Consider the following 26,362-nt stretch of genomic DNA (forward strand, 5'->3'; position numbering starts at 1 on the left):
TTTACCACTCCTGAGAAATTATAACCATATTTTACACTTAGATTTTTTATTTTGCATTTAAAGATAAAAATTTTAATGTTCTTTTTTTAATCATATTATTTAGATGTTGAAAAGATTAAAAATGTTCTAATAAAAAAATAAAAAGTGAGTGATTGTATGGATATACCACAAATTTTGGAAAAAAACATAAAAAAAATAAAAATAGGCTATTTAAAAGTAAATTTTACATACATAGAAAATAAAATCATAAAAATAAAAAAGTATGGAAGAATATTGCATGAAAAATATCCATCAGATATTCTAATAATACTTGAACTTTCTGAAACAATAAAAGCATATATATTTTTTTATACTTTTGAATGTGATATAAATATATTTAAAAAATTCAATCCTGAAGTAAAAAATAATATGATAGTATTTGATTTGAAAGAAAAGAGTATGGATAAAGCTTTTGATATAATAATCAATGAAATTAGAGAAAACTATATTCCTGCTATTAAAGCCAGGGATATAATGTCCTCACCAGTAAGGACTGTTTTATCAAATGAAGCTATTGAAAAAGTATATAGAATAATGATTCAAACAGGACACAATGGTTTACCTGTAATTGAAAAAAATGAATTAATAGGTATAATAACCAAAAAAGATATTGAAAAAGCTATAAATCATGGACTATCTAAATTTCCTGTAAAGGAAATAATAACGAAAAATGTTGTATCAGTTTTGCCTGAAACAACAATTGAAGAAATAAGATATAAAATGCTTGAAAATGGAATAGGACGATTATTAGTTATAGATAAGAATAATATGTTAATGGGAATAATAACAAGATCTGATTTGATTAAAGGAAAAGTATTTCATAAATCAAAGCCTAATATAATTATTGAATATAATGAAGAAGTTCATAAATATAATATATTAAAGAAGATGCTAAAATATATTCCTTCAAAATATATGAATCTTTTAAGGTTATTAGGTGCATATGGAAGTGAATTGAATATGCCAGTTTATGTTGTTGGTGGATTTGTCAGGGATTTATTATTGGGTAAAAAGAATTTTGATATAGATATAGTGGTCGAAGGCGATGGTTTAAAATACTCAAAATATGCATCAAAAAATTTAAGGGCAACATTTGTTGAACATAGTGAATTTCATACAGGTTCATTGTTTTTTAAGGATGGATTTAGAATAGATATTGCTACAGCCAGAACTGAGTATTATGAAAAACCAGCAGATTTGCCAAAAGTAGAATTAAGTACAATTAAAAAAGATTTATATAGAAGAGATTTTTCAATAAATGCTATGGCTATAAAATTAAATAGTGAAGAATTTGGTGTTTTACTTGATTTTTTTGGATGCAAGAAAGATTTAGATAAAGGTATTATTAGGGTATTATATAACTTAAGTTTTATAGAAGATCCAACAAGAATTTTAAGGGCTATAAGATTTAAAAATCGTTTTAATTTTATAATTGAAAATAGAACATATGAATTACTAAAAACCACAGTAGAAAACAATTATATTGAAAAAGTTACTGGAATGAGATTAAGAGAAGAATTTGAAAAAATTTTAAATGAAAGGAATATAATAGATTCTCTCAAAGAAATGGGGAGATTAGGAATATTAGATCATCTATTTTTATATACAAAATACAATGAAGAAAAAATAAAAATTTTTAAAAGAGTATTGATTTTCTACAATTGGTTAAAAGAAAATGCATTGCAATATATAAAAAGCGTAAAAATTTTTCATTTATTTTTATATTCTTATCTTATTAATGAAAGTAATGATGCAAAATCATATGTATTTAATCGTTATGGATTACCAAAAAAGTTTATTAATAATATAGAAAAATTTGAAAAACTACAAAAAGAACTAAAAAAAATAAATCCAGATTCATTATTCTCAGATTTTTATAAATTAACAGATTCATTTGATAATGAATTGTTAATTGTTTTGTCGGGATATATTGATTTACAAACAACAGAAAAATATAAAAAGTTTCTATTAAAGATAAAAGATTTCAAATTAAACATTACAGGAAATGATATAATAAAATTAGGCATAAAGGGTAAAAAAGTTGGGGAAATTTTGAATAAAATAAAAATGTATAAACTGGATGATAATATCAATGATGAAAAAGATTTTTTGTTAAAATTAGTGGAGGATTGGAATGAATCAGTATAGAATTTATATATTAATTGCATCAATTTTAATATTGATATCTTCGTTTTTCATAATTAATATATTAAATAATTCTTCAGATTTAATAATGGTAGCATCTACAAAAAAGTTACCTATAGAAATCGAAAATAAAAGTAATGATGTTATTTTTATCAACGGAGAAAAACTTAAACCCCAGAATAAAAGGGATATAAGTCTTGGAAAAAATGAAAAAATAATAATTACAAATAATTTCGGAACGGTTATAATAAAGACTTTTGAAAAAATATATAAAGTGAAATTAAAATCTTTTGAGGTGGTGATTGAAAATGGGGAAAATTAAAGATATAGATAGGGTGAATTATGTAATACATTTTTTTTCAGCAGGAGGTACGGATTATTGGTTATATCATGAAAATGTATTGGAAAAATTAAAAAAACATTTTGGTGAAATAGATTATATTTCTGATGAATTAGATTTTCAAAAATATACATATTATTATAATCTGGAAATGGGGCAAAACGTAAAGATAAAAGCCAGGATGATAAGTTTTAAAAACTTATATTCGCCTGGATTTTTAGCAGATGCTAAAACAATAACTAATTCTATAGAATTAGAGTATGCTTTTGATGGAAAAAGAAAAATTAATCTTGATATAGGATATATTCACCATATGCAATTTGTTCTTGCCAGTACAAAACCATGGGGTAATAGAATTTATTTATCAAAAGGGATATATGCAGAAATAACATTAATGTATGTATATGATCAGTGGAAAGCATTTGACCATTCTTATCAGAACTTTAAAGATAAAGAATATCAGAATATTTTAACTGAAATTAGAAATATATATTTAAATAAAAGAAAAAAATGGTTATCGGGGAAAAAATAATATGAAAAACAAATTATTTTTTCTATTATTTATAATAATAACAGTTTATAATTTTTCATCAGCAAAATTGTTATTTCCAGATTCAATAGACTTTTATTATCAACGTTCGAAAAATATAAATTCCGGTATATTATATACCGGAATTCCTTTGTTTTTTATTGAAGATAACAATTATAAATCTAATATATTATTTGAATTTCCACTTGGTTTCGAAAAAAGATTGGAAAATAATGTGCTATTTAATGGTGGAGGATATTATACCTTAGAAAAAGATAAGATTTTTTTTAGTGATCTATACAATGAATATTATTCATGGATGAATTTTGGTTTTGAATTTTATCATAATGATAATCTATATGCAAGATTTATAGTTGATTTCAAAGAAGGAAATAGTGCATATTTTAAATATAAAAACTTGACTTTTTTGGATATATATAACAATTTTGAATTAATTAAAAGAACTACATTGGATACGCCGTCGTTGAGCTATTTAAGCTTAAAAAATAATAACTGGAGTTTTATTTTAGGAAGAACCAGAATATCTCTTGGACCATTAAAAAATTCATTAATTCTTTCAGATGCAACAAAATATTATGAAAATATAAACTACAAATACAGATTTAAAGGAATAATATTCAATACAATATTAATTTCAATGCAACCAATGCTAACTAAAGAAGAATATGAAAAACAATTTTCTACAGATGCAACGGATGCTTTTAGAGAAATATTAACAAATAGAGTAGATTTTAATTTTGATAAAATAAATATAGGAGTAACATCTTTGAATTTGTATGGAGGATCAAAAGCTTTAATAGATACAAAAAATGGATTAATATCTATAGATGCATTATTGCAATATAAAAATTTTAGATTATACGTTCAGGATACTTACAATACATTTAAAGATAAAAATAGCTATGGATATGGTGCGGAAATATTATTTAAAATACACAAAGATACATACTTTTCAATGTTATATGAAAATTATTTTGTTGATAATGGAATATATGAAGATGAGATTCCATATAACAGATTATATAATCGTTCATTGGAAATAATAAACGAACCTGGAGCAAGATATTTTTACGATTATCCACTTGGATTTAAATATGATGAAAATTCCAAAGTTCAAAGTTTTCAAACATATATATCAAATAGAAATTTTTTGATGTTGTATGAACAGGATTCTGGAATTTCCTTTGGTAATGATTTCTTTAATGAAAAAATTAAAATGTATATCAGATTCTTCAATAATATAAATGTGGAACTTAAATATATAAATTTAAGATATGATAAGCAGAAATTTGAAAACTATTCAGTGTTTTTAATAATTCCTATTAAAATTCAATGATAATATTGAACGTTTTATTGAAGAGGTGGATTATGAAAAAGTATTTGTTTGTGTTAATATTTTTAATGTTAATGTCGACAGTTTTTCCTTTTTATTTTGAAAATGATATAGAATATAAAATATTTATATATGATAAACTTTTAAATGGAGAAGTTTTAGAAACCTCCATAACTCCATATCCAGATAAATCAAAAAACGAAATAAAAATAAATGTTCCATATTATTATACTAATAAATATGAATTAATACCGCTATTTCAAATAAAAAATAAAGACTATTCGTTTGAATTTTCTTTTACAACTGATTATCAGCTAAATTTTCAGATATATTTTGGAAAAAAAATAAATTCTTTCTGGTTTATAATTGGAAGATATAAAACAGATTGGTCATTATTAGAAAGAGGCGTGTTTTTATCAGACTCTTTACCATATGTTGATGGAATAACAGGTGGATTTACCACAGATTTTCTTTTTGGGGATATGGGCATATACTTTGGAGCATATGCTTTTAATTCTTATTTGACAGACGAAGAAAAAGAAATACAAAAGATGCAGATAGATGGAAATTCTGATAGAAGAAGTATAAATATGGGATATTATGAACCATATAAAACACTATTAATTCATAGATTGGACTTAAGACCAACAGATTTTTTAAGAATATCTTTCAATGAATTAAATTTAATAGGTGGAAAGTTTCCGGACTTAGTTGACCTGAATTTTATGAATGTTCTTCATAACACATATGGTGAAGGTTATTCAAACGCGATGTTGGCAATAGATGGTGAAATTATTCCTTTAAAAGGGATTAAATTATACGGTGAAATAGCAATGGATGATTTTGTTGTACCTCTTACAGAATCCGGTGCTGAAGATTATAAACCAACAGCTTTTGCATGGGGATATGGATTTCAATATGTATTTAAAGTATTTAATGGTTATTTAAATACAAAAATAGAAGATTATAAGATATATTCATGGATGTATAATAGATGGCAGGAGTTATTAAAATTTACGGGGCGATATATAGAAAATAATAAAATATATGATATTCCAATGGGTTATGATTATGGAAGTGGAATAGAAAGTCAATTATTTTCCATAGAATATATAAAAAATAAATTTAATATAAAACTTATATTTGAAAAAGTGGTTCAAGGTGAAATAAATTTGAGTACATCTTATTTTGATAAAACGTTAAAAGGAAATATTGAAACATGGGAAGGACCTTATGGGAATATAAATGAGATTTATTATACAACATTAGATCTCAAATTAAATAATCTTTTGTTTAATATGAAACTCAGTAATTCTAATATAATTGAATATATGATAAATTATGAAATATCTTTTTAAAATATAAATAAAAATCATATAGTCCGCTGCAAGTGTGAATATTTTCTAAGAAAATATTAAAGTTTTTTTAATAAATACGGTGTCCAAAAAGTCAAATTCACTCAGACAGCTCGATTGCTTATCCTTAAAATTATTCATTCTCAGCCGTCGCTCAAAATTACATCCATGTAATTTTGACGGCTTTTATTTTACGCTTAGATTTTTTATAAAAAATCTAAGGGAAAAGAAGGATTTATAATATTAAAAATTATTTATTCCGATTACCCGCTGTAAGAGAGCAATAGCTCAAAGTTTTTTTTATCAAAATCCAATTTTTTATCCAATAACCCACCGTAGGTGTGTTAAGGGCAATCTTCGAGCCTTCGTTTCATTTGAGACTTTTTAGACAACCTATAAATAAAAAAACTAAATAAAAATCATATAGCTCGCTGCAAGCGAGCTATAGCTCAAAAGTTTTTTTAATTAAAATCAAAATTTTTAAACCAATACCCGCGGTAGCGTGTAAGTAGGTGAGAAAATGAATAAAAAAACTTTTTTTATATTAGAAAAAATAGAAAATAAAAGATTCCCATATAGATTAACCATTATTCAGGGGAACAAGATACTTTTATCTTTAAGAGTACAGGAAAAATGGCCGGGTCAAAAAGGGCATATTTTCTGTGTACGTGAAAAAGAAAATTTTATTTTAAAAAAAGAAAATATAATAGAAAAAGTTCCAATATTATATTTAAAACGTCTTGGAAAAAGGTTGGTAATGGTCCTTGATAGAGAAATGAGAAAAAGATGTGATTTTTTATTTTTAAAGAAAAAGTATAAAACTAGAGAAGGTGAATATGAGCAAATTTTCTGGAGAACAGAGCAGGGATTAAAACAAAACAAACCAAAAGTGAAACTAACAACATATTATCACGATATATTGAATATTATTATAGATTCAAATGAAAGATATCCGTGGAAATTTCCAAAAGCTATTATTTCAAAAAGAAAATTGCCAATAGGAGATTACGCCCTTGAAGATAACGGGGAAATATTAGGAGTAGTTGAAAGGAAAACTTTTGAAAATGTTATACATGAATTTTCCCAAATGGCAAATTTTCATCAACATTTAGTTAATTTAAAAGCTTATAAAAATTCTGCACTTGTAATTGAAGCAAATTATTCTGATTTTTTAAATGAAAATAAAATTAAGTATTATAGTTCATCTTATATGTTAAAAGCAATAGCGGAACTTTATGCATATCATAGCGATCTTACTATTGTGTTTGCGGGTAATAGGAAATTAGCTAATGAATGGACATATAGATATTTTGAAGCATTAAAATCACATAAAGAGGATGTTCCTCATTTTAAAATTGCAGAGATTATGGAAGCTTATAAACCTTCACAAAAAAAGGAAGATATATATCTTGAAATAAAAAATAAAATAAAAAATGAATTTCCAGAATCATTTAAATTTTCATATTTGAAAAAAATTTTTAATAATGTATCAGAGCACAAACTTAGAAAAATATTAAATCAATTGAGAGAAGAAGGATTAGTTTATCTTGAAAGAAAAGGAAATAAAAGTTTATGGAAAAAATGCAAAGGAGAGTGAATTATGAAAGTAGGATTGATTTTCGGGACAAGGCCAGAAGCAATAAAAATGGCTCCAGTCTATCATACATTGCGAAAATATGGAATTGATGCAAAAATAATAGCTACTGCTCAACACAGAGAAATGCTTGATCAGGTTTTAGAATTATTTGAAATAATACCTGATTATGATTTAAATGTTATGACTCATAGACAAACATTATCAGAATTGACAGGAAATTTAATAAATAAAATGGATTATGTTTTTAAGAACGAAAAATTCGATTATATCCTTGTTCAAGGAGATACTACATCTACGTTTATTGGAGCTTTAATATCTTTTTATTATAAGATTCCAGTTGGTCATGTTGAAGCAGGATTGAGGACGGATAATATATATAACCCATTTCCGGAAGAGATGAATAGAAGACTCACCGGTGTAATAAGTTCATTACATTTTCCACCAACGCAAAAATCAAAGGAAAATCTATTGAAAGAGGGAATTTGTGAAGAAAAAATATATATAACAGGAAATACGGTAATAGATGCGTTATTATGGGTAATAGAAAGGAATAAAAATAAGATAGATAATATATTAGAAAAATATCAATTAAATAAGAAAAAATATATATTAATGACTATGCATAGAAGAGAAAATTGGGGAGAACCAATGAGTAATGTTATGAATGCGATAAAAGAATTTTTGTTAAAAAATGAAGATATATATTTAGTATTTCCTGTGCATTTAAATCCTGCTGTAAGAGATGTTGTATTTCCGATATTAAAAGGCGTAGAAAATGCAATCTTAATAGATCCAGTGGAATATCTTGAATTTACAGCTTTAATGTCCGGTTCGTATTTTATAATGACAGATTCTGGTGGAATACAGGAAGAAGCGCCGGCACTTGGAAAACCTACATTAGTTTTAAGGGAAACCACAGAAAGACCTGAAGCAATTTCAGCAGGTACTGCAAAATTAATAGGAACAGATAAAGAAAAAGTTTTAGAATACATGAATAAATTAATATTCGATGAATCTTTTTATCTAAATATGTCAAAAGCAAAGAATCCATTTGGTGATGGAAGAGCGTCGATGAGAATAGCGAAAATATTATTAAATGAAAAAATAGATGAATTTAAGTAGGATAAATAATAGCCAATCCAATGGATTGGCTATTATTTTATTTAACAATATTTCTTATAGTTGTATTTAAATATGTAGTAAAAGAAAATGTAAAAGCATTTGAGTTTTTAGAAGGTAAATTGTAATAATTAAATTCAAAGTTAATGGGGATAATTTCATCTGTTATAAAATAAATTTTTGGTGACATTACAAAAGATAAACCATATAAATTTTCTGAATCTATTCTTTTATAAAATGCATTTAAGGAATAATTTATATTTCCAATAGAAAATAAATTATAGATATTTGTTCTATTTTCAATTAGAATAGAAGAATTGAATATTTCCAGATTAAAACCATAAATTTCTTTTGCATAATCTTTGAAAGTTAATAATAAATTTTCTGAATCTTTTGTTAAAGGTAATTTATCATAAAGCGGATTAAATAATTTACTATCAGCATATTTTAATTCAAAACTCATTGAATTAAAATATGGAAAATAATTATCAAAAAAATATGCACCATTTAGTATATAAGCATTATTATAAGAATTGTTATTATTTATAAAATAATAACTTCCTGAAATATGAATTCCGAGATTATAAAGGTTTGAATAGACTATAGTTGGGCTAATATAAAAGTTATCAAAATCATATAAATTTCCTTTTAATATAATTTGTGATGTAGAAAAAATAGATTTTGAAAAGCTTCCAATATCAATTTCTTCAGGTATAGAATATGATATTTCTCCATATAAATTTTGAAATGATGTATATAAACTTTTTGAATATCCTAAATTTAAAGTTGTCCATGGATTTGGTTTAAAATCAAGATTTGAAGAAATACCCGTATCTGTTAATATCAATTTTTGTGTTTCTTCTGAATAATTTACGGAATAGAAGCTACCTATTCCTAAACTATAGTAAGGATATTTTTCAAAAGATAAAAACATATGAGTTCTATCTGATAAATCGTCGCTTTTTGTTTTGATTTTTATTTTGTAAGCATCATATTTTGAAACATTCTGTGTTCCAAACGAATCAATAAGAATAGGATAATGATTATTATGCCTTTCAACATCAAATGTATGCATATCAGGGTCTATATCAATTGAAATAATATCTTTTTTTTCAAATTCAACATTTTTTATAGTGGTAAAAATCTTTGTTGCATTTTTTGTAACAACTCTGATTTTTGTTGGTATTTTCATATTATTTAAATCAACAATGATTTTATCATTTTTTTGTTTTATAAAGGCATCAAATTTTTTTGGATTTTTAAAAAGGTCATATAGAATATCTTTACTTATATTTTTAGATAGAAATGCAATAAACTCATCTTCATTGACAGTCTTTTCTTTATATGTCATATAATACTCTGAGAGAATTTTTATAAAATTTTTTCTCCCCAGATAATCTTCTATTGAAAATAAAGCTCTTTTACCTTTATTATAATATATATAGGATGAAAAATTCCCTGGAATCCTGTCAGCATCATCTGCGATAGCATTTTCAATGTTATAATAACCTATGGAAAAGATGGCATTTTGATCTAATTCTGAGAAATTTTTCGGTAATATTTCAGAGAAAGTATCGGTTAATATATCTGGTAAATATGAATTGTATAATCTGTCATCACCATATTTTTCATACATCGAAATATGTGCAGAATAATCTGCTAAAGACTCACTCATGAAGTTATTTTTAATAAAATCAACTCCAACACCAATACCAAACCACATATGAGCTAATTCATGAGAAACAACATAAAAAGTTAAAGGTTCCAATAATCCAGGTAAAACCAGATCAGCCGTAGTAAAAAATCCATCACCTAACAAAAACATACCATCTGCGGCCATTCCATAAATTCCGGGATATGGATCTTGAAATACATTTATAGTGGAATATTTTAATTTTCCAAAATTTTTTGTATGTATTTCTAAAGCCTTTATTATATGTGTAGCCATTATAGCGGCTCTTTGTTCTTGACCTTTTCTAAACCATATATTTATTTTATAATTTTTACTGTTTAAAGTAAAATTCGTATATATTTTTTTATTAACAAATACAAGTGGCATTGAAACATATTTCCCTTCAGAATAATAAATTCCATTTTTAAATTTTCCAGAAATAACAGGGTAAAAATTAGAATTGTTATTTATTTTTAATGAAATAGTGTGATGTGGTAATGCATAATCAGAATTTTCATCTATTAATACAGGATACCATCCAAATCTCCATATAAATATATTATCAAATGCTACATTATCAGGAGAATTTTTTGAAAGAAAGTAAGTTTTAAATTTTATTATAATAGTTTTTTCATCAGTATTTACATTTAATATAGCATTTTTTATCTGATAATTTCTGAATTTCTTTGATTTATAATTCACAATAGAGTAATCTAAATAGTTTCTATTTTTATCCGTTACTTCTAATATTTCTATTTTTGTTTTTTTATAATCTTCAAACAAAGCATTTAAATAGGGATTTTCATGACTTTCAAGATTTGGAAATAATGCGAAATATGGCTTTTCTGTATTTTCTAAATCTACTCTTAATTTCCCTAAAATAACCTTTTCCTTTTCTAATAATTTTACTTCAACATAATAATTAGCTGAAAATATAAATATATTTAAAAACATAAATATAGAGAAAAATAAAAATTTTTTCATTATATCCCTCCAATATTTTCATTAAAAAAAACTTCGGCATCTTTTTCTGTATAGCCTATATTTTTTAATAATTCCAATGCGAAATCTTTATTTATCTTTTCGGCTTTATATAACTCTAAAATTTTTCTTTCTTCTGCAGTGAGTAATTCATTAGTGGATAATTTATTTTCATTTTCTTTCGTATTCTTATTTGAAAAGATATCCTGCTTACTGATTTGCCCTTTTAATTTAATTATTAAATCACCACTTACACCTTTAAAATCGATAAATCTTGAAGGAATATTATGGGAATTAATATCAAATTTTAAAGGGATATTGGAATGGATTTTGCCTGAAGGAGAAGCGCCTTTTTTTATAAAAACTATATCATTTCCAGAGATATAGATTTCCGTATCTCCAGAAACGGTTTTAATAAAAACGTTTTTAAATTTACTATCAAGATAATCTATATTACAATCCCCGGAAACATTTTTGATATCAACAGAATAAAAAATAGAATTAGAAGAACTTAAATCACCGCTTGTACTAAAAAATTCTAAATATTTTATTTTTGAATTATATATATTAATGTCTCCAGAAACAGTTTTTACTTTAAATTTTTCAAGTTCTAACTTATTTAATGATATATCACCGCTTACATTATTAATGTCAAAGCTAAAAATATTTTTATCCACTTTTAAATTAGCATTACCAGAAAATCCTGAATTAAATGAAAAACCAAATATTTTTGTTAGAAAAGAATCAGATTTTTGTTTAAAATTCAAATGCCATATTCCGTTTTTCACATAATTTTCTATTTCTATATTTTCTGGAAAATTATCATATTCAAAAAAAGTCTCTTTCCCTGTTGATATATCTAAATCTATGCCAACACCATTAAAACAGATTCCTTCAACTTTAGTTTCTGGAGTTAAAATACCATTCATTTTTCCACCTTCCCCCCTCGTAAAATTTCTTTTGCTTCTTCAGGAGTTAATTCTCCTTTTTCAATTTTTTCTAATATTTTTAAAGTATTTATTTTAGGCTTCTCTTCTGCAAATCCCATAGCTCTAACAACTCCTTCTAAACGGGCTTTAGCAGTTGGATAGGATATGCCTATTTCTTTTTGTACATCAGAAAGATTGCCTCTATTTTTAATAAAAATTTTTAAAAAATATAATTGTTCATCAGAAAGTTTAGCAAAATCATCTAAATAAAAACTTCCTCTAATAGTAACATCACACTCAGGACATTTAAATTCCGATATAACCAACTCTCCACCACAAACTGGACAATGTGTTAATCGATTATTTTTTTTCATATTTTCACCTTCCCCGGCAAAATTTTATTGTAATTAAATAATACCACTTAACTTCAAAAAAGTCAAGTGGTATTTTTATTATTTTAATAATCAGTTTATAATATTTAATTTTAAACAACTAAAAATCAAATAATTTTTATTTTATCATTTAATTTTTCTGATTTCAATATGTCTTTTATGGATTTCTTGTTAACTGATTTTATAAAATCATTTATGACTAAAATATCAAATCCTTTATTTATAGCTGTTTTTATAGTTTCCAGTACACAAACATCTCCGGCTAAACCAAAAATTATTAATTTTTTAATTTTATTTTTATTTAAATATTCTTCTAATCCATTGTCGTTTTTTGATTTAAAGTCTTCAAAAAAAGCAGAATAGCTATCAGTATTTTTGGTAATTCCTTTTTTTACAACAAAATCATATGTTTTTATAAAAAGTTTATTTCCGTATGTTCCTTTTACACAGTGTGGGGGCCATGTTTGAAAAGAAGTATGATTTTCTGGATGATCATCTTTGCTTGCAACAATTAAATATCCAGATTTTTTAGCGCTTTCTAAAAAAACATTGATAGATTTAATCCAAATTTCATTTGTTCCATCAACTGGAAGTTCTTTTGGGCATCTTAATGTAAATCCATTCTGACAATCAACACATAATATAGCGCTATTTTCTGAAGTAAAATTTAATTTTACTATTTTGGATAAAATTTCCATTTTCACACCTCCATAATATAATTTGATTTTATATAAATATTATACTATAATAATAAAAATTAAGAAAAACATAAATATAATGAAAATTTTTTCATTTTTTGAGGAATTTTGAATTTTTTTTACTTTTGAGAGGTTTTTAAAAAAATAAATAAGTATGGTATAATCATTGATAGAATGCTAAATATAGAATACCAAATTTCAAGGGAGGTTTAAACATGGCAAAGATGATAAGAAAAAATTATTTATTAGCACCAGGTCCAACACCTGTTCCTATTGATCTGCTTTTAGAAGGAGCTAAAGATACAATACATCATAGAACTCCACAATATTTAGAAATTCAGAAAATTGCTTTAGAAGGGGCTAAATATATTTTTAGAACAGAAAATCCCGTATTTATATTATCTTCTTCAGGCACGGGTGCAATGGAAACAGCAGTTGCCAATACTTTAAATCCAGGAGATAAAGCTATTGTTGTTGTAGCAGGTAAATTTGGTGAAAGATGGTTGGAAATTTGTAATGCTTATGGTATTGAACCAATAGTTATAGATTTAGAGTGGGGAGATTATGTTAGACCTGAAACAATAAAAAAATTATTGGATGAAAATCCTGATACAAAAGTTGTATTTACAACACTAAGTGAAACATCGACAGGTACAGTTCATCCGGTAAAGGAAATAGCTGAAATAGTAAAAAATAAAGACACTATTATTGCAGTTGATGCTATTAGTGGAATGTTAGCTCAGCCATTAGAAATGGATTCCTGGGGGTTAGATATTGTAGTAACAGGCGTTCAAAAAGGTTTTATGATGCCTCCTGGAATAGCTTTAATTAGTGTAAGTGAAAAAGCATGGAAGGTTATTGATGAAAATAAAAATCATCACTATTATTTTGATTTAAAAGCATATAAGAAAAAATATCCTGATTCACCGTATACACCACCTGTTAATTTAGTATATCAACTGGCAAAATCTGTTCAAATGATTGAGGAAGAAGGTATTGAAAATGTTTGGGAAAGACATAGAATAATGGCAGATGCTACAAGAGCGGCTGTGCAGGCAATGGGATTAGAATTATTTGCAAAAAATCCAGGCAATGTATTAACCTCAATAAAAGTTCCTGAAAATATTGATGGTGGGAAAATATTAAAATATTTAAGAGATGAAGAAGGAGTAACATTTGCTGGTGGACAGGCTCATTTGAAAGGAAAAATAATAAGAATAGCTCACTTAGGATATATGTCAAAATATGATGTGATTGTTGGAATTAGCGCATTGGAAATGGCATTGAAAAAATTTGGGTTTGATGTTGAATTGGGTTCAGGTGTAAGAGCAGCTCAAGAAATCTTTATGAAGGAAGGTGTATAATATGTGGATACATATTAACGATCCTTTAGCAGAAGAGGCAACAACGAAGTTAAAAGAACTATTACCTGAAGTAAAAATAACAATAGAACATTTTGATGCTGAAGAATTAAAAGAAAAGGTTAAGGATTTTGATGTTTTAGTAGTTAGGAGCGCAACGAAGGTTACAAAAGATATCATAGAAAATGGAACTAATTTGAAATTAATTGCAAGGGCTGGTATGGGTTTGGATAATGTAGATCTTGAAACAGCAAAAGAAAAAAATATAAAGGTTATAAATACTCCAGGAGCAAATTCTTTATCGGTTGCCGAATTGGTTGTTGGATATATGTTATCTATTTATCGACATATAGTTACGGGAACAGTTTCTTTAAGAGAAAAAAGATGGGAAAAGAAAACGTTAAAAGGATTTGAATTAACTGGAAAAACTCTTGGTATTGTAGGTTTTGGACATATTGGAAAATTAGTAAGAAAATTAGTTACTGGTTTTGATATGAAAGTTCTTGTTTTCGATGTTTTTGAGATACCAGAAGAAATTCAAAAAGAGCATAATGTAAAGCAAGTATCAATGGAGGAATTATTGAAAAATGCTGATGTTATAACATTACATGTTCCTTTAAATGAAAAAACAAGACATTTGATTTCAGACAAAGAATTTGAAATGATGAAAAATAATGTTATTCTTATAAATGCTGCAAGAGGCGGTGTAGTAGACGAAGAAGCATTATTAAAATATCTGGAAAATGGTAAAGTGTTGGGAGCAGGTTTAGATGTTTTTGAAACAGAACCACCAGTTTCAGAAGTTCAGATGAAATTACTAAATCACCCAATGGTTGTTGCAACACCACATATTGGCGCAACAACTAAAGAAGCACAGCGAAGGGTTGGATTAGAATTAGTAGATAAAATAGTTGAAATAGTAAAAAATATGTAATTTGTTAAGTTCTTTTAATATATAATGCTGAATTTTGAGTTATAATAGGAATGGTTATTTTAATAAATGGAGGTGTTAAGGGTGAAAGTATTTGTGGATCAAGATGCATGTATTGGATGTGGAGTATGTGAAAATTTATGTCCAGATGTATTTAAAATTAACGATGAAGGAAAAGCTGAAGTCTTAACAGCAGAAACAGATTTACCTTGCGCACAGGACGCAGCAGATTCCTGTCCAACACAGGCTATTTCAATTGAAGAATAACATAGAGGTCGGCCATTGAGGCCGACCTTTTTTTATCTTACATAAAAAATAATTTGAAAAACAAAATAAACTAAAAACCAAAAAAAACAATTCTTTAATTGGTTTTAAAATGTCTAAAAAGTCAAATTCACTCAGACAGCGATTATCCTTAAAATTATTCATTTTCAGCCGTCTCTCAAACAATACATCGTGTATTGTTTCGCTAAAAATTACATCCATGTAATTTTGACGGCTTTCATTTACGCTTAGATTTTTTAGGTATAAAAAATCTAAGGGAAAAGGATTTATAATTATATAATAAAAATTATTTTTTCCAATTACCCTTGGTTTTTTAATTTTGATATTTTAAAAAAATGTTGTATAATATGTAATGAAATTTAAATACAATTTTGGAGGGGGCATTTATGAAAAAAAGTAAAGTTATTGTAATCACCTCTGGAAAGGGGGGAGTAGGAAAAACTACTATTTCTGCAAATATTGGAGCATCATTAGCTTTAATGGGGTATGATGTTTGTTTAATTGATGCTGATATAGGACTTAAAAACCTGGATTTAGTTTTAGGGCTTGAAAATAGAATAGTTTATACTATATTAGATGTAGTGAAAGGTGGAAAATCCCCAGTGGAAGCGGTTGTAAAACATAAGCAAATAAAGAAATTGAATTTATTGGCATCATCTCAAATAGCAAATAAGGATATGATATCTCCGGAGGATATGAAATTTATTATCAGTGAGCTTTCAAAACACTTTGATTATGTTATTGTGGATTCTCCAGCTGGTATAGAAAGAGGATTTAAAAATGCAGTAGTAGCAGCTCAACATGCGATAGTAGTTACTACCCCAGAATTAACAGCAATAAGCGATGCAGATAGAGTTATCGGTTTATTAGAAAATGAAAAATTTCAAGAAGACAATATATCATTAATAGTTAATAGAGTAAAATTACATATGATAAATAAAAATGAGATGCTTTCTCCTGAAGATATAAGAACAGGATTAGCAGTCGAATTATTAGGAGTTGTTCCTGACAGTGAAGAAATAATTATTGCTACAAATAAAGGGATTCCAATTACACTTGAAGATAATTCGAAAATTTCAAATATATTTATGAATATTGCTCAAAGAATTGCAGGAAAGGAAAATCCAATAGAAAATGATTTCGCACTTTTAAAAGATGATTCTAAAAAGGGATTCATGAAATTTTTCCAAAAGATGTTTGGTGGCAGGTGATTTGAATGGGTTGGTTTAATTTTGGTAAAAAGAAAGCCAGCAGAGATGTTGCTCTGAAGAGAATGCAAAATTTAGTTGGTAACAGAAGAGAAAAAATATCAACCCTTTCGTCAAGGAATATGGGAAGCGTTGCTGTTGCTGAAAGATATAATTTTAATATTAACGCAAATGAGGTTTCAAAAATGATTAGAGATTATGTTAAGAAAAAGACCAAAATAGATGGTAAAAATGTTAAAGTTCATATAAGCAAAGATGAAAATGGTTATACAATAGTAACCAATATATTTTTCAAATGAGGGGTGGAGAAATGCTGGAAAAATTTTCTATCAATACATCCAGAAGAGTTGAATTAATAGATATTACACATATTATTCATGATTTTGTGAAGAAAAGTAAAATAAATGAAGGAATAGCAGTGATTTTTGTACCTCATACAACGGCGGGGATAACTATTAATGAAAATGCAGACCCTTCGGTGAAGAAAGATATGAATTTGTTTTTAAATAAGTTGATACCTTCTGAAGATTATTTTACACATATGGAAGGTAACTCTGATTCTCATATAAAATCAACATTAGTAGGACCATCATTAAGTATAATAATTGAAAATAATGATATATTATTAGGAACATGGCAGGGAATATATTTTTATGAATTTGATGGACCGAGACGCAGAAATTTTTATATTAAAATAATTAAAGGCTAAGCGGGAATTCCCGCTTTTTTTAATTGAATTGATTTTCTTAATTTATTGGGGTATAATTTAATATGGGGTGGGCATATGGAAAAAATAAAATTCATAGGGGAAAAAGTAATTCAAGAAGAAAATGAATATCCTATAGGATTAATAGTATTAAAAAAAGGTGATTTATTATGTCAATCATATTTTTGTGATTATCGGAAAATATACATAAATAAAGGTATATTTTCAGAAGAATTTTTATTTCAATTAAAAACCAATGAATTTTTAAAAAATATAAGAAACAGTGAAATATTAATTTTTGATACTATAAAAGAAGCAGATGACTTTTTAGCTAAAAACATCGAATTGTTAAAATTATCAATTGAAAAAAGAATAAATATGCTTATTAATATGAATGAAAAAATATCATCAAAATTTTTTAAATTTTCTGATGAAAAGAAAAATTATTCATATGAAAAAACAAAAAAATTTTTCAAACATATATATAGATATGACTGGAATACTTTTAATGATACATTTATTCAAAGTTATATACTAGCAAGAGAGAAAATATTGGAAAATGAAATTGAAGAAGCTTTGGAAATATTTGAAAAAATAAATTTAAATGAAATAAACGATAAATATTTTAAGGCAGAGATTGATATATGGAAAATTTACTGTATTTATTATCTGGACGAAAAAAAATCAAAAGAATTATTTGATAAAATAAAATATAAGTATGATTTTTTAAATGAATTAATCTCTTTTAATATATTAAAAAGCAAAATGAATAATATACTTTTAAAAAATGTATATAAGACATATTTTAAAAAAGGTTACTTAATTCCATCAAATACAGTCTTGTTTTATGAAGGGGAAGAAGGAGATTGGTCTTTTTTAATATTAAAAGGAAATGTGTATGTTTCAAAATTTATAGACAAAAAAACGGAAATTTTGTTGAATATTTTAACTGAAGGAGAAATTGTTGGTGAAATTGCGGTGCTACAAAGTATCAAAAGAACAGCAACAGTTTTTACTAAAACACCTCTAGAAATAATTTTGATTGATTCTGATAACTTTGAAAATTTAATAAACGAAAGTTATATGCTTGGGAAAAATATCTTAAAAGCACTTATAATGAGAGTAGATTTTCAAAAAAAATTAAGTGGGCAATCTAATTTGATAGACAAAGCATCTTTGCTAATAAATAAATATTCTATTGAAAGATTAAATGAATTGCATTTAACTCCAAATCAATTTATAAATTTATTTGGTATTAAAGAAAATATAAATGAGTTTTTTTCTAAAATTATTTCTTATAAAATAGCAACATTAAGGCCTGATGGGACATTACATTTTAGATAAATAAAATTGGAAGTGATTATATGAAAGAAATTTTATATGCTCCTGATATAATACTTATTAATGAGGGAGAAATAGTTAATGAATTAATATTATTAAAAGAAGGAAAATTAGAAACATTTTCCACTTTTTGTAACTATTCCTCAATAGAAAATAATGGAATATTTGGTGCTGAAATTATAGTTCCTGGCACCAAATCCTTTGAATCAATAAGAGTTATTGAAAATAGTAGAATTGTTTTAATTGAAAAGGAATTATCAGAAAAATTTTTACTTTCTAACTCAAATTTAATTATTCATTTAATAAAAAAATATATTTTGAAGATTATAGCTTTAAACAATAAAATTTATGGAGCGTTCAAGAGTAATAAAGAGAATATAGTAGATAAAAATCTTACAAAATCAGAATTATCAAAAAAATATTTAAAAATAACAAGAAGAAAAATATTTCATCATATCAATGATGAACAATTTCAAATATATATTAAAGCAAGAAAGTTATTTAACAGTGGCAAGATAAAAGAATCTTTAAATGAATTTAAAAAAGTACAATATAGAAGGTTTGACATATATTTTCAAGCTGAAATAGAAATATGGAAATATTTATGTATGATTTTAATATCTCCAGATAAAAAATATTATTTAGAAAAAACATTAAAAGAAAAATATCCGTTTATTAGAGAATTATTTTCTTTTATGGTTTTTGAAAGTGTCGTAACAAATTCTCCATTAACAAAACCTCTTATTACATATTTAAAAAGTGGTTATTTAATTCCATCAAATACTGTATTGTTTTACGAAGGGGAAGAAGGAGATTGGGCTTTTATGATATTAACAGGAAATGTAAGGATTTCTAAGTTTAATAATAATAGCGAAAAATTGTTGGCAATTTTATCAAATGAAGAAGTAGTAGGAGAAATAGCATGTTTTAAAGATATTCAAAGAACAGCAACGGTATTTACTTCTACTCCTTTACAATTAATAATTATTGAAAAGAATAATCTGGATGAATTGGTTCTCTCGAACCCTGGTTTTGGATTGAAATTATTGAAAAACTTGATAAAACGTTTAGATTTTGAACGATATTTCCTTTCTCCATTATCTTTTGAAGAAAAGTTAAACTTTATGATAAAAAAATATGGTAAAAATACATTGAATAAATCTCAGTTGAAAATAGAAGAGATTAAGGAATTGTTCAGGATTTCTGATAAAAAAGACAATGAATTAATAGAATATTTATTTAAATCCAACATTGCGACATTAAGAGCAGATGGTACTTTGAAGTTTTTATAGGAGGGAATAATTTGAAAATATTATTATATTCTGAAAGTAAAAGCTTATTTAAAAAATCAGGTGTTGGTAAAGCGTTAGAACATCAGATTGAAGCATTAAAATTAGCTGGGGTTGAATTTACCTTAAATCCTAAAGATTATTATGATATAGCTCATATCAATACTATAGGTCCTTTAAGTGAGAGAATATTGGATGAGTCAAAAAAAAATAAAAAACCGGTAATAGTCCATACACACACAACTTATGAGGATTTTAAGAATAGCTTTATGTTTAGCAATCTTTTTGCACCTTTTATAAAAAAAAGACTTATTAGGATGTATTCAAAAGCAGATTTATTAATTTCACCGTCAGAATATACAAAAGAATTAATTTTATCTTATGGAATAAAAAACAAAGTTATGGTTGTTTCAAACGGTGTTGATATAAAGAAATTTAATTGTAAAAATTATAATAGTGAAAAGTTTAGAAAATATTTTAATATAAAGAAACCATTAATAATATCAGTAGGATTGCCTTTTGAAAGAAAAGGGATTTTAGATTTTCATAGATTAGCTAAGACACTTCCACAATATGATTTTGTATGGTTGGGAGCTAAAATAAATATAATTCCTAAAAAAATAAGAAAGATATTAAAACAAGAATTAAAAAATTTAAAATTTCCAGGATATGTAGAGGAGGAATTATTATTAGCAGCTTTTTGTGAAGCTAAACTTTTTTTATTTCCAAGTTATGAAGAAAATGAAGGTATTGTTGTATTAGAAGCATTAGCTTCACAAACACCTTTAATAATAAGAGATATTCCAGTATATAAAAATTGGTTGATTCATAAAAAAAATTGTTTAAAATCAAGGACTTTTGACGATTTTATAAAAAATATAGATTTGATAATAAATAAAAAGATAGATGTGAAAGCAATGATAGATAATGGAAGAAAAGTTGCAATTGAAAGAGATTTAAAAAATATTGGAATTAAATTGAAAAAAATATATGGTGATATTTATGAAAAAAGAGTATAAGAATGCAATAGGAGTTATTTCCTCTATTATTATAGGGATATTTGTTATAATATTTATTGAAAAATTTTATAAAACAAATATTTTGAAAGAAATACAAAGAATAGATTTAAATGATATTATTATAGTTTTTTTTATATATTTTATGGGATACATAGTTGATTCTATTAGATATTCAATAATTATAAAGCAATTTGGAGGAAAAATAAATTTTTTTTCCTTATTTTATAACAATGTAATGGGATTATTTTTTTCTTCAATAACACCTTTTGCAGCTGGAGGACAACCGTATCAAATTTATCATTTAAATAAACATGGATTGGATATAGAACATTCTACTAATATAGTTGTTTCCCGATTCATTACAGCAATGTTTTTGAATTTGATAATAGCTTTTATATCTTATAAAAAAGTTATAAGTTCTCTTAATGGTACAGGTGTTGAATCAGCATTAATTAATCTGGGACTGTTTATTTCTTCATTAATAACTATTATAATTTTGGTGGTTTTTATTAACTCTGATATTATAATGCAGATCTTAAACTTTTTAAAATTAAAAAAAATTAATAAACTGAAAAATAAATATATAAAATGGTCAAATAATTTGAAAAAAAGTATAGCATTTCTCTGGAATGAAAAAACACACATAATGTTTTTAGATATTTTTTTAAACTTGCTTGTTCTATCTTTACAGGCTTATTCTCTTTTTTATTTATTTGTAAAATATGCGAATTTGAGTAATAATGTTGATAATTTTTTTATTGTATTTGGTAGTATGATGTTATTGAACATGGTAGTATACTATATACCTACACCTGGTGCCAGTGGAACAATTGAAGCATCATATCAGTTAATTTTTTCTTCCATATTAAAAATTCAAAACGGAGTATTTTTAGCTATAATAGGTTGGAGATTTGCAACATATTATATGCAAATAATATTAGGAATTATGATGCGAGTTTTTGTTAAAGCTTTTTTAAAAGATGTCTGATAAAACTATTTTTGGATATAAGGAGTGGAATAAATGAATATAGGAATATTTTCAGATGTGTATTTTCCACAAAAAAATGGAGTTTCAACAGCGGTTAAATTATATAAAGAAGAAATGGAAAAATTGGGGCATAATGTATATTTATTTGTACCAAAATATTCAAGAAGTTATAAAAGGAATGAAAAGAATGTATTTGAATTTCCTGCTATAAAATTTTTATTTGAAAAAGAGCAAAGAATTGCATTGCCTATATCTACAGATATTTTTAAAATTAAGGATTTAAATTTAGATATAATACATTCTCAGGACCCCTTTTCTATGGGGATTTTTGCAGAATTTTTGTCAAAATTATTGAAGATAAAACATGTAGGCACACATCATACGATGTATGAATATTATAGAAATTATTTACCTTTAATTATTAGACCAACGTTAAAACAAACTCAAAGAATGATAAAAAATTGGTGTTTAAAATTGGATAAAGTCATATCCCCAACAAAAAATATAAAAGATCTTCTTGTTAGTTACGGAGTACCAGATGATCATATTATTGTAATTCCTACTGGGATAGACACAAAAAAATTTAATGAAGAAATAAAGTGGAATATCAGGGAAGAATTTGGTATTTCGCCAGAAGAAAAAATATTATTATTTGTTGGAAGATTAGGGCCAGAAAAGAATATAGATTTTTTAATAAGAGTATTTCACAAGGTGTTTCATGAAGAAAGAAATATAAGATTTGTCATTATTGGAGACGGTATAGAGAGAAATAAATTAGAAGAATTAGTTATAGATTTAGATTTACATGAAAATGTAATATTTGCTGGAGGGCAACCCAGAGAAAAAGTATTAGATGCATATAAGCAGGCAGAATTATTTATTTTTGCTTCATATACAGAAACACAGGGACTTGTGGTATTAGAATCAATGGCAGCTGGAACTCCAGTTGTTGCTTTAGGGAAAATGGGAGTATATGATCTTTTAAATCATGAAAATGCTGGTGGCATTATGCTAACTGAATTAAATGAAGACGAATTTGTCCATAAAATTTTAAACGTAATTAGAAATAAGGAATTATACAATATATTGTCTAAAAATGCGATAAATTTTGTAAATGAGAATTATTCAATAGAAGTTTCTGTAAAAAAAATAATAGAAGTATATAAAAATCTTCTATAATATTGACAAAAAATAATTTTTATGATAAAATATCTCAGGTAGTGGGTGCTTAGCTCAGTGGGAGAGCGCTTCCTTGACGCGGAAGAGGTCGCAGGTTCAATCCCTGCAGCACCCACCATTTTTTATTGAGGAGAGAAAAAATGGATATTTTATTTTTTTCTATAGTTTTTTCGATGATATTTCAATTAATGGGTAAATATTTAAACCTGTATAGGACTTTTATTAGTAAAAAAAATATTTTAAATACAGCTGATAATGATTTAAAAATATCTATCATTATACCTACTTTTAACGAAGAAAAAGTTATAAAAAAAAGTATTGAAAGTCTTGAAAAAAATACGTATAAAAATTTTGAAATTATAGTATTAGATGATAATTCTGAAGATAGTACGTATAAAATACTTCGAGAATTAGAGAAAAAATATAGTAATTTGAAAATTTTAAAAAAAATGGGGAAAAAGGGAAAACCGCAGTCTATTAATGAGGCATATAAATATATATCTGGAGATATCGTATTATTTTTAGATGCGGATACAATTGTAGATGAAGATTTTTTAGAAGAACATGTAAAATATTTTTATAATAATAAAATAAATATGATATATGTGGATTTTGAAGCATATAATCATAAAGAAAAAATAATATATGATTATCAGGAAATATATTTCGAATTCAGCAGAAATATTTTATATTCAAATTTGTTTTCAAAAGCTGTTTTTATGGGAAATGGGGTTTTTATAAGAAAAGTAATATTGGATAAAGTTCTCCCACTTGACGAAGAAACGTTAGTGGATGATGTTCATCTGGCAATAAAGTTAAATCAAATGAAAATTAATCAAATTTTTGTTATATCTCCAAAGACAAAAATACAATATGTAAATAATTTTAAAGATTTATTTTATCAACATAAAAGATGGTATATTGGCGGTATTGAAGAGCTAATAAAAGCATTAAAATATAAAGATTTTAATATTATATTTATAAATATATTGGTAGGAATGTTATTATTTTTTCCTCTAATATCAATTTGGGTATTTTTAAAAAATATAAAATTAGGTTTTTATTTATTAAAAAATTTTATTGTAATTATATGGGGAATAAGTTTAGGAAGTGCATTTTTATCCTTTAAAAAAAATAGTAATATTATTAGACTTATCGTCAATATTTTTATCACAACACCATTTATGCTTATTTTCGAATACATAGTTTTGTTAAATTCATTTTTAAACTTAAAAAAAGAAAAAAAATGGTATAAGGTGGAAAGAGAATAATAAAAAACGGCCAGATTTGGCCGTTTTTTATGTTCTTGAAATTTTCCCAAAATTAGTAGCCTTTACTATTCCTGCTCCTATTAAAAATATTAAAACGTATAAAAATTCATCGAAATTATTTTTGAAATTAAGCCAAAATGGAATTTTATTCACCAATAAAACCAGCGCTATAGAAAAGGAAAAACCTTCTAAACCACGTAATAAAATTCTTTTCATTAAAAATTTATAAAAATATGTTTCTCTTGTATAGCCAAATGAAAGAATCATTGATCTAAATCTACTATCAAATTTATCCTTTGCAGTCAAATAGGATCTTACATAAAATAGAATTAAAATTATAAATAACAAAAAGTTGGCAAATTTTATATATTCTATGCTTAATATTTTTATAAATAGTATCGATGCTATGAAATTATAAATATTCATTAGTTCAAATATATAAGGGAATTTTTTATTTGTAATAATATAATATTGAGCTATAAAAAATGCTAGAAAAGAAGCTATAAAACATTCAAATAGCAAATACCAAAGATAAAACATTAAATTATTTCTCCTTCCTTTCATTCTTATCCATCATATCTTCTTTAATAGATTTTGTTTCAACCAAAGTTGCTACAGATCCTAAAACGCCTATAATATCATAAGGAATAAACATTTTCGATGCTTTTCCATTTGCCATTTCTTTTAATGCTTCCAGATATTTTACTCTTAACAAATCCTGAGTAGGTTTTCCTTCATGTATTGCATTAAATACATTGATAATAGCATGAGCTTGACCTTCTGCTTCAACCTCGTATTTATACTTCTGAGCTTCTGCTACCCTTTTAACAGATTCTGCTTGCCCCTCAGCTTTTAAAATAGCAGATCTTTTATCCCCTTCAGCTCTTAAAATGGCGGCCTGTTTATATCCTTCAGCTTCTAAAATAGATGCCCTTTTCATTCTTTCAGCTTTCATTTGTTTGCTCATAGCCTCCATTATATCATTAGGAGGATCTATCTTTTTTATTTCTACTCTTGTAACCTTTACTCCCCATTTATCAGTTGCTTCGTCTAATACTTCTCTTAATTTTGTGTTAATCATTTCTCTGGAGGTTAAGGTTTGATCTAATTCTAATTCACCTATAACATTTCTTAAATTTGTTTGAGCCAATTTTATTGCAGCTATTTCAAAATTATTTACATTATATATAACTCTAAATGCTTCTGTGATTTCATAATAAATAACAGCATCTACTGTTACAATAACATTATCTTTTGTTATGACTTCCTGTGGTGGAACATCGATTACATGCTCTCGCATATCAATTTTTATCATCCTATCCAGAAAAGGGACAATAAATTGTAATCCTGGTTGAGCTTCTCTATGGAATTTCCCTAACCTTTCAATTAATCCTTTTTCATATGGTCTGATGATTTTTAAACTTGTAGCTGCTAAGAAAATCACAAAAATAGTAATAATTCCCACTAAATACATAGTTTCCCCCCTCTTTATAGTATTTTCTTTACAATTGTGTAAATTCAATTTACAGAATATTGATTATAAGCTATTTCGAAAAAGGGCATCACCCCCACACTTGGTGTTGATTTACTTTTGTAGTATTATTATATTGTACCCAAAACTTATTGGAGGTGAT

The 26,362-nt window shown here is 25.7% G+C and carries 25 protein-coding genes and 1 tRNA gene; 20 read left to right on the forward strand and 6 right to left on the reverse strand.

Translation table 11 applies throughout. The features are described from left to right. The first annotated feature begins 156 nt into the window (after window positions 1-156). From X274_RS03010 to wecB, 7 genes are all read left to right on the forward strand, one after another. Entirely contained in the window at window positions 157-2,187 is a 2,031-nt protein-coding gene (locus tag X274_RS03010) for a CBS domain-containing protein (protein ID WP_052913148.1), read from the forward strand. Next, window positions 2,174-2,506: a hypothetical protein gene (locus X274_RS03015; RefSeq protein ID WP_047265321.1), complete on the forward strand. Its 333-nt coding sequence runs from the start codon at window positions 2,174-2,176 to the stop codon at window positions 2,504-2,506. Before X274_RS03010 ends, X274_RS03015 begins: the two co-directional genes overlap by 14 nt. Beyond that, window positions 2,493-3,056 (forward strand): DUF4416 family protein, encoded by a 564-nt coding sequence (locus tag X274_RS03020; protein WP_047265322.1) that lies wholly within the window; start codon window positions 2,493-2,495, stop codon window positions 3,054-3,056. Before X274_RS03015 ends, X274_RS03020 begins: the two co-directional genes overlap by 14 nt. Before the next feature lies 1 nt (window position 3,057). Continuing rightward, entirely contained in the window at window positions 3,058-4,410 is a 1,353-nt protein-coding gene (locus X274_RS03025; protein ID WP_047265323.1) for a hypothetical protein, read from the forward strand. A gap of 32 nt (window positions 4,411-4,442) precedes the next feature. Further along, complete coding sequence (locus X274_RS03030) at window positions 4,443-5,765, forward strand: hypothetical protein (protein WP_047265324.1); 1,323 nt, start codon at window positions 4,443-4,445, stop codon at window positions 5,763-5,765. Between the two features lie 517 nt (window positions 5,766-6,282). Beyond that, entirely contained in the window at window positions 6,283-7,359 is a 1,077-nt protein-coding gene (locus X274_RS03035; protein WP_047265325.1) for an ERCC4 domain-containing protein, read from the forward strand. A 3-nt stretch (window positions 7,360-7,362) separates the two neighbouring features. Further along, window positions 7,363-8,481 carry a non-hydrolyzing UDP-N-acetylglucosamine 2-epimerase gene (gene wecB, locus X274_RS03040; protein WP_047265326.1) on the forward strand — a complete coding sequence of 373 codons (1,119 nt, stop codon included), beginning with the start codon at window positions 7,363-7,365 and terminating at the stop codon, window positions 8,479-8,481. Between the two features lie 37 nt (window positions 8,482-8,518). Here the strand turns inward: wecB and X274_RS03045 are convergent, their stop codons facing one another. The 4 genes from X274_RS03045 to X274_RS03060 form a co-directional block, all read right to left on the reverse strand. Beyond that, complete coding sequence (locus X274_RS03045; protein ID WP_047265327.1) at window positions 8,519-11,134, reverse strand: M1 family aminopeptidase; 2,616 nt, start codon at window positions 11,132-11,134, stop codon at window positions 8,519-8,521. Then, the gene (locus X274_RS03050) at window positions 11,134-12,060 is read right to left on the reverse strand and encodes a DUF4097 family beta strand repeat-containing protein (protein ID WP_047265328.1); all 927 of its coding nucleotides are present in this window, start codon (window positions 12,058-12,060) and stop codon (window positions 11,134-11,136) included. Before X274_RS03050 ends, X274_RS03045 begins: the two co-directional genes overlap by 1 nt. Further along, window positions 12,057-12,434 carry a DUF2089 domain-containing protein gene (locus X274_RS03055; RefSeq protein ID WP_047265329.1) on the reverse strand — a complete coding sequence of 126 codons (378 nt, stop codon included), beginning with the start codon at window positions 12,432-12,434 and terminating at the stop codon, window positions 12,057-12,059. The genes X274_RS03050 and X274_RS03055 overlap by 4 nt, the downstream gene beginning before the upstream one ends. Window positions 12,435-12,559: 125 nt before the next feature. After that, a complete protein-coding gene (locus X274_RS03060; protein WP_047265330.1) occupies window positions 12,560-13,150 on the reverse strand; it encodes an isochorismatase family protein in 591 nt (196 codons plus the stop codon). Between the two features lie 215 nt (window positions 13,151-13,365). Here X274_RS03060 and X274_RS03065 point away from each other — a divergent pair, with 215 nt between their 5' ends. The 13 genes from X274_RS03065 (at window position 13,366) to X274_RS03125 (ending at window position 24,728) form a co-directional block, all read left to right on the forward strand. Then, the gene (locus X274_RS03065) at window positions 13,366-14,514 is read left to right on the forward strand and encodes a pyridoxal-phosphate-dependent aminotransferase family protein (protein ID WP_047265331.1); all 1,149 of its coding nucleotides are present in this window, start codon (window positions 13,366-13,368) and stop codon (window positions 14,512-14,514) included. Window position 14,515: 1 nt separating this feature from the next. Continuing rightward, window positions 14,516-15,445 carry a D-2-hydroxyacid dehydrogenase gene (locus X274_RS03070; protein WP_047265332.1) on the forward strand — a complete coding sequence of 310 codons (930 nt, stop codon included), beginning with the start codon at window positions 14,516-14,518 and terminating at the stop codon, window positions 15,443-15,445. An 81-nt stretch (window positions 15,446-15,526) separates the two neighbouring features. Beyond that, on the forward strand, window positions 15,527-15,709 hold the full coding sequence (locus tag X274_RS03075) for a ferredoxin (RefSeq protein WP_047265333.1): 183 nt from the start codon (window positions 15,527-15,529) through the stop codon (window positions 15,707-15,709). Window positions 15,710-16,113: 404 nt separating this feature from the next. After that, entirely contained in the window at window positions 16,114-16,938 is an 825-nt protein-coding gene (minD, locus tag X274_RS03080; RefSeq protein ID WP_047265334.1) for a septum site-determining protein MinD, read from the forward strand. Window positions 16,939-16,943: 5 nt separating this feature from the next. Beyond that, window positions 16,944-17,234, forward strand: coding sequence for a hypothetical protein (locus X274_RS03085; RefSeq protein ID WP_047265335.1), 291 nt, complete (start codon window positions 16,944-16,946; stop codon window positions 17,232-17,234). An 11-nt stretch (window positions 17,235-17,245) separates the two neighbouring features. Beyond that, window positions 17,246-17,644, forward strand: a complete 399-nt coding sequence (locus X274_RS03090; RefSeq protein WP_047265336.1) for a secondary thiamine-phosphate synthase enzyme YjbQ — start codon at window positions 17,246-17,248, stop codon at window positions 17,642-17,644. 75 nt (window positions 17,645-17,719) lie between these two features. Then, a complete protein-coding gene (locus X274_RS03095) occupies window positions 17,720-18,985 on the forward strand; it encodes a cyclic nucleotide-binding domain-containing protein (RefSeq protein ID WP_047265337.1) in 1,266 nt (421 codons plus the stop codon). Window positions 18,986-19,005: 20 nt separating this feature from the next. Then, complete coding sequence (locus tag X274_RS03100; RefSeq protein ID WP_047265338.1) at window positions 19,006-20,274, forward strand: cyclic nucleotide-binding domain-containing protein; 1,269 nt, start codon at window positions 19,006-19,008, stop codon at window positions 20,272-20,274. A gap of 11 nt (window positions 20,275-20,285) precedes the next feature. Beyond that, window positions 20,286-21,290: a glycosyltransferase family 4 protein gene (locus X274_RS03105; protein ID WP_047265339.1), complete on the forward strand. Its 1,005-nt coding sequence runs from the start codon at window positions 20,286-20,288 to the stop codon at window positions 21,288-21,290. Next, window positions 21,274-22,278 carry a lysylphosphatidylglycerol synthase transmembrane domain-containing protein gene (locus X274_RS03110; RefSeq protein WP_047265340.1) on the forward strand — a complete coding sequence of 335 codons (1,005 nt, stop codon included), beginning with the start codon at window positions 21,274-21,276 and terminating at the stop codon, window positions 22,276-22,278. Before X274_RS03105 ends, X274_RS03110 begins: the two co-directional genes overlap by 17 nt. Before the next feature lie 33 nt (window positions 22,279-22,311). Then, entirely contained in the window at window positions 22,312-23,457 is a 1,146-nt protein-coding gene (locus X274_RS03115) for a glycosyltransferase (RefSeq protein WP_047265341.1), read from the forward strand. Between the two features lie 43 nt (window positions 23,458-23,500). Beyond that, a tRNA-Val gene (locus tag X274_RS03120) sits at window positions 23,501-23,575 on the forward strand. Window positions 23,576-23,597: 22 nt separating this feature from the next. Continuing rightward, window positions 23,598-24,728 (forward strand): glycosyltransferase, encoded by a 1,131-nt coding sequence (locus X274_RS03125; protein ID WP_047265342.1) that lies wholly within the window; start codon window positions 23,598-23,600, stop codon window positions 24,726-24,728. Between the two features lie 27 nt (window positions 24,729-24,755). Here X274_RS03125 and X274_RS03130 read toward each other — a convergent pair whose 3' ends face one another. Both X274_RS03130 and X274_RS03135 read right to left on the reverse strand, forming a co-directional pair. After that, window positions 24,756-25,292, reverse strand: coding sequence for a hypothetical protein (locus X274_RS03130; RefSeq protein ID WP_047265343.1), 537 nt, complete (start codon window positions 25,290-25,292; stop codon window positions 24,756-24,758). Continuing rightward, entirely contained in the window at window positions 25,273-26,202 is a 930-nt protein-coding gene (locus X274_RS03135; RefSeq protein ID WP_047265344.1) for an SPFH domain-containing protein, read from the reverse strand. The genes X274_RS03130 and X274_RS03135 overlap by 20 nt, the downstream gene beginning before the upstream one ends. Window positions 26,203-26,362 lie beyond the last annotated feature (160 nt).

The sequence above is a fragment of the Marinitoga sp. 1155 genome (genome assembly GCF_001021175.1).
Taxonomy (GTDB): domain Bacteria; phylum Thermotogota; class Thermotogae; order Petrotogales; family Petrotogaceae; genus Marinitoga.

Excerpts from the sequence above, each read along its gene's own strand:
- X274_RS03010 (WP_052913148.1), top strand. The coding sequence starts at position 157 with ATGGATATACCACAAATTTTGGAAAAAAACATAAAAAAAATAAAAATA.
- X274_RS03015 (WP_047265321.1), top strand. The coding sequence starts at position 2,174 with ATGAATCAGTATAGAATTTATATATTAATTGCATCAATTTTAATATTG.
- X274_RS03020 (WP_047265322.1), top strand. The coding sequence starts at position 2,493 with ATGGGGAAAATTAAAGATATAGATAGGGTGAATTATGTAATACATTTT.
- X274_RS03025 (WP_047265323.1), top strand. The coding sequence starts at position 3,058 with ATGAAAAACAAATTATTTTTTCTATTATTTATAATAATAACAGTTTAT.
- X274_RS03030 (WP_047265324.1), top strand. The coding sequence starts at position 4,443 with ATGAAAAAGTATTTGTTTGTGTTAATATTTTTAATGTTAATGTCGACA.
- X274_RS03035 (WP_047265325.1), top strand. The coding sequence starts at position 6,283 with ATGAATAAAAAAACTTTTTTTATATTAGAAAAAATAGAAAATAAAAGA.
- wecB (WP_047265326.1), top strand. The coding sequence starts at position 7,363 with ATGAAAGTAGGATTGATTTTCGGGACAAGGCCAGAAGCAATAAAAATG.
- X274_RS03045 (WP_047265327.1), bottom strand. The coding sequence starts at position 11,134 with ATGAAAAAATTTTTATTTTTCTCTATATTTATGTTTTTAAATATATTT.
- X274_RS03050 (WP_047265328.1), bottom strand. The coding sequence starts at position 12,060 with ATGAATGGTATTTTAACTCCAGAAACTAAAGTTGAAGGAATCTGTTTT.
- X274_RS03055 (WP_047265329.1), bottom strand. The coding sequence starts at position 12,434 with ATGAAAAAAAATAATCGATTAACACATTGTCCAGTTTGTGGTGGAGAG.
- X274_RS03060 (WP_047265330.1), bottom strand. The coding sequence starts at position 13,150 with ATGGAAATTTTATCCAAAATAGTAAAATTAAATTTTACTTCAGAAAAT.
- X274_RS03065 (WP_047265331.1), top strand. The coding sequence starts at position 13,366 with ATGGCAAAGATGATAAGAAAAAATTATTTATTAGCACCAGGTCCAACA.
- X274_RS03070 (WP_047265332.1), top strand. The coding sequence starts at position 14,516 with ATGTGGATACATATTAACGATCCTTTAGCAGAAGAGGCAACAACGAAG.
- minD (WP_047265334.1), top strand. The coding sequence starts at position 16,114 with ATGAAAAAAAGTAAAGTTATTGTAATCACCTCTGGAAAGGGGGGAGTA.
- X274_RS03085 (WP_047265335.1), top strand. The coding sequence starts at position 16,944 with ATGGGTTGGTTTAATTTTGGTAAAAAGAAAGCCAGCAGAGATGTTGCT.
- X274_RS03090 (WP_047265336.1), top strand. The coding sequence starts at position 17,246 with ATGCTGGAAAAATTTTCTATCAATACATCCAGAAGAGTTGAATTAATA.
- X274_RS03095 (WP_047265337.1), top strand. The coding sequence starts at position 17,720 with ATGGAAAAAATAAAATTCATAGGGGAAAAAGTAATTCAAGAAGAAAAT.
- X274_RS03100 (WP_047265338.1), top strand. The coding sequence starts at position 19,006 with ATGAAAGAAATTTTATATGCTCCTGATATAATACTTATTAATGAGGGA.
- X274_RS03110 (WP_047265340.1), top strand. The coding sequence starts at position 21,274 with ATGAAAAAAGAGTATAAGAATGCAATAGGAGTTATTTCCTCTATTATT.
- X274_RS03115 (WP_047265341.1), top strand. The coding sequence starts at position 22,312 with ATGAATATAGGAATATTTTCAGATGTGTATTTTCCACAAAAAAATGGA.
- X274_RS03125 (WP_047265342.1), top strand. The coding sequence starts at position 23,598 with ATGGATATTTTATTTTTTTCTATAGTTTTTTCGATGATATTTCAATTA.
- X274_RS03130 (WP_047265343.1), bottom strand. The coding sequence starts at position 25,292 with ATGAAAGGAAGGAGAAATAATTTAATGTTTTATCTTTGGTATTTGCTA.
- X274_RS03135 (WP_047265344.1), bottom strand. The coding sequence starts at position 26,202 with ATGTATTTAGTGGGAATTATTACTATTTTTGTGATTTTCTTAGCAGCT.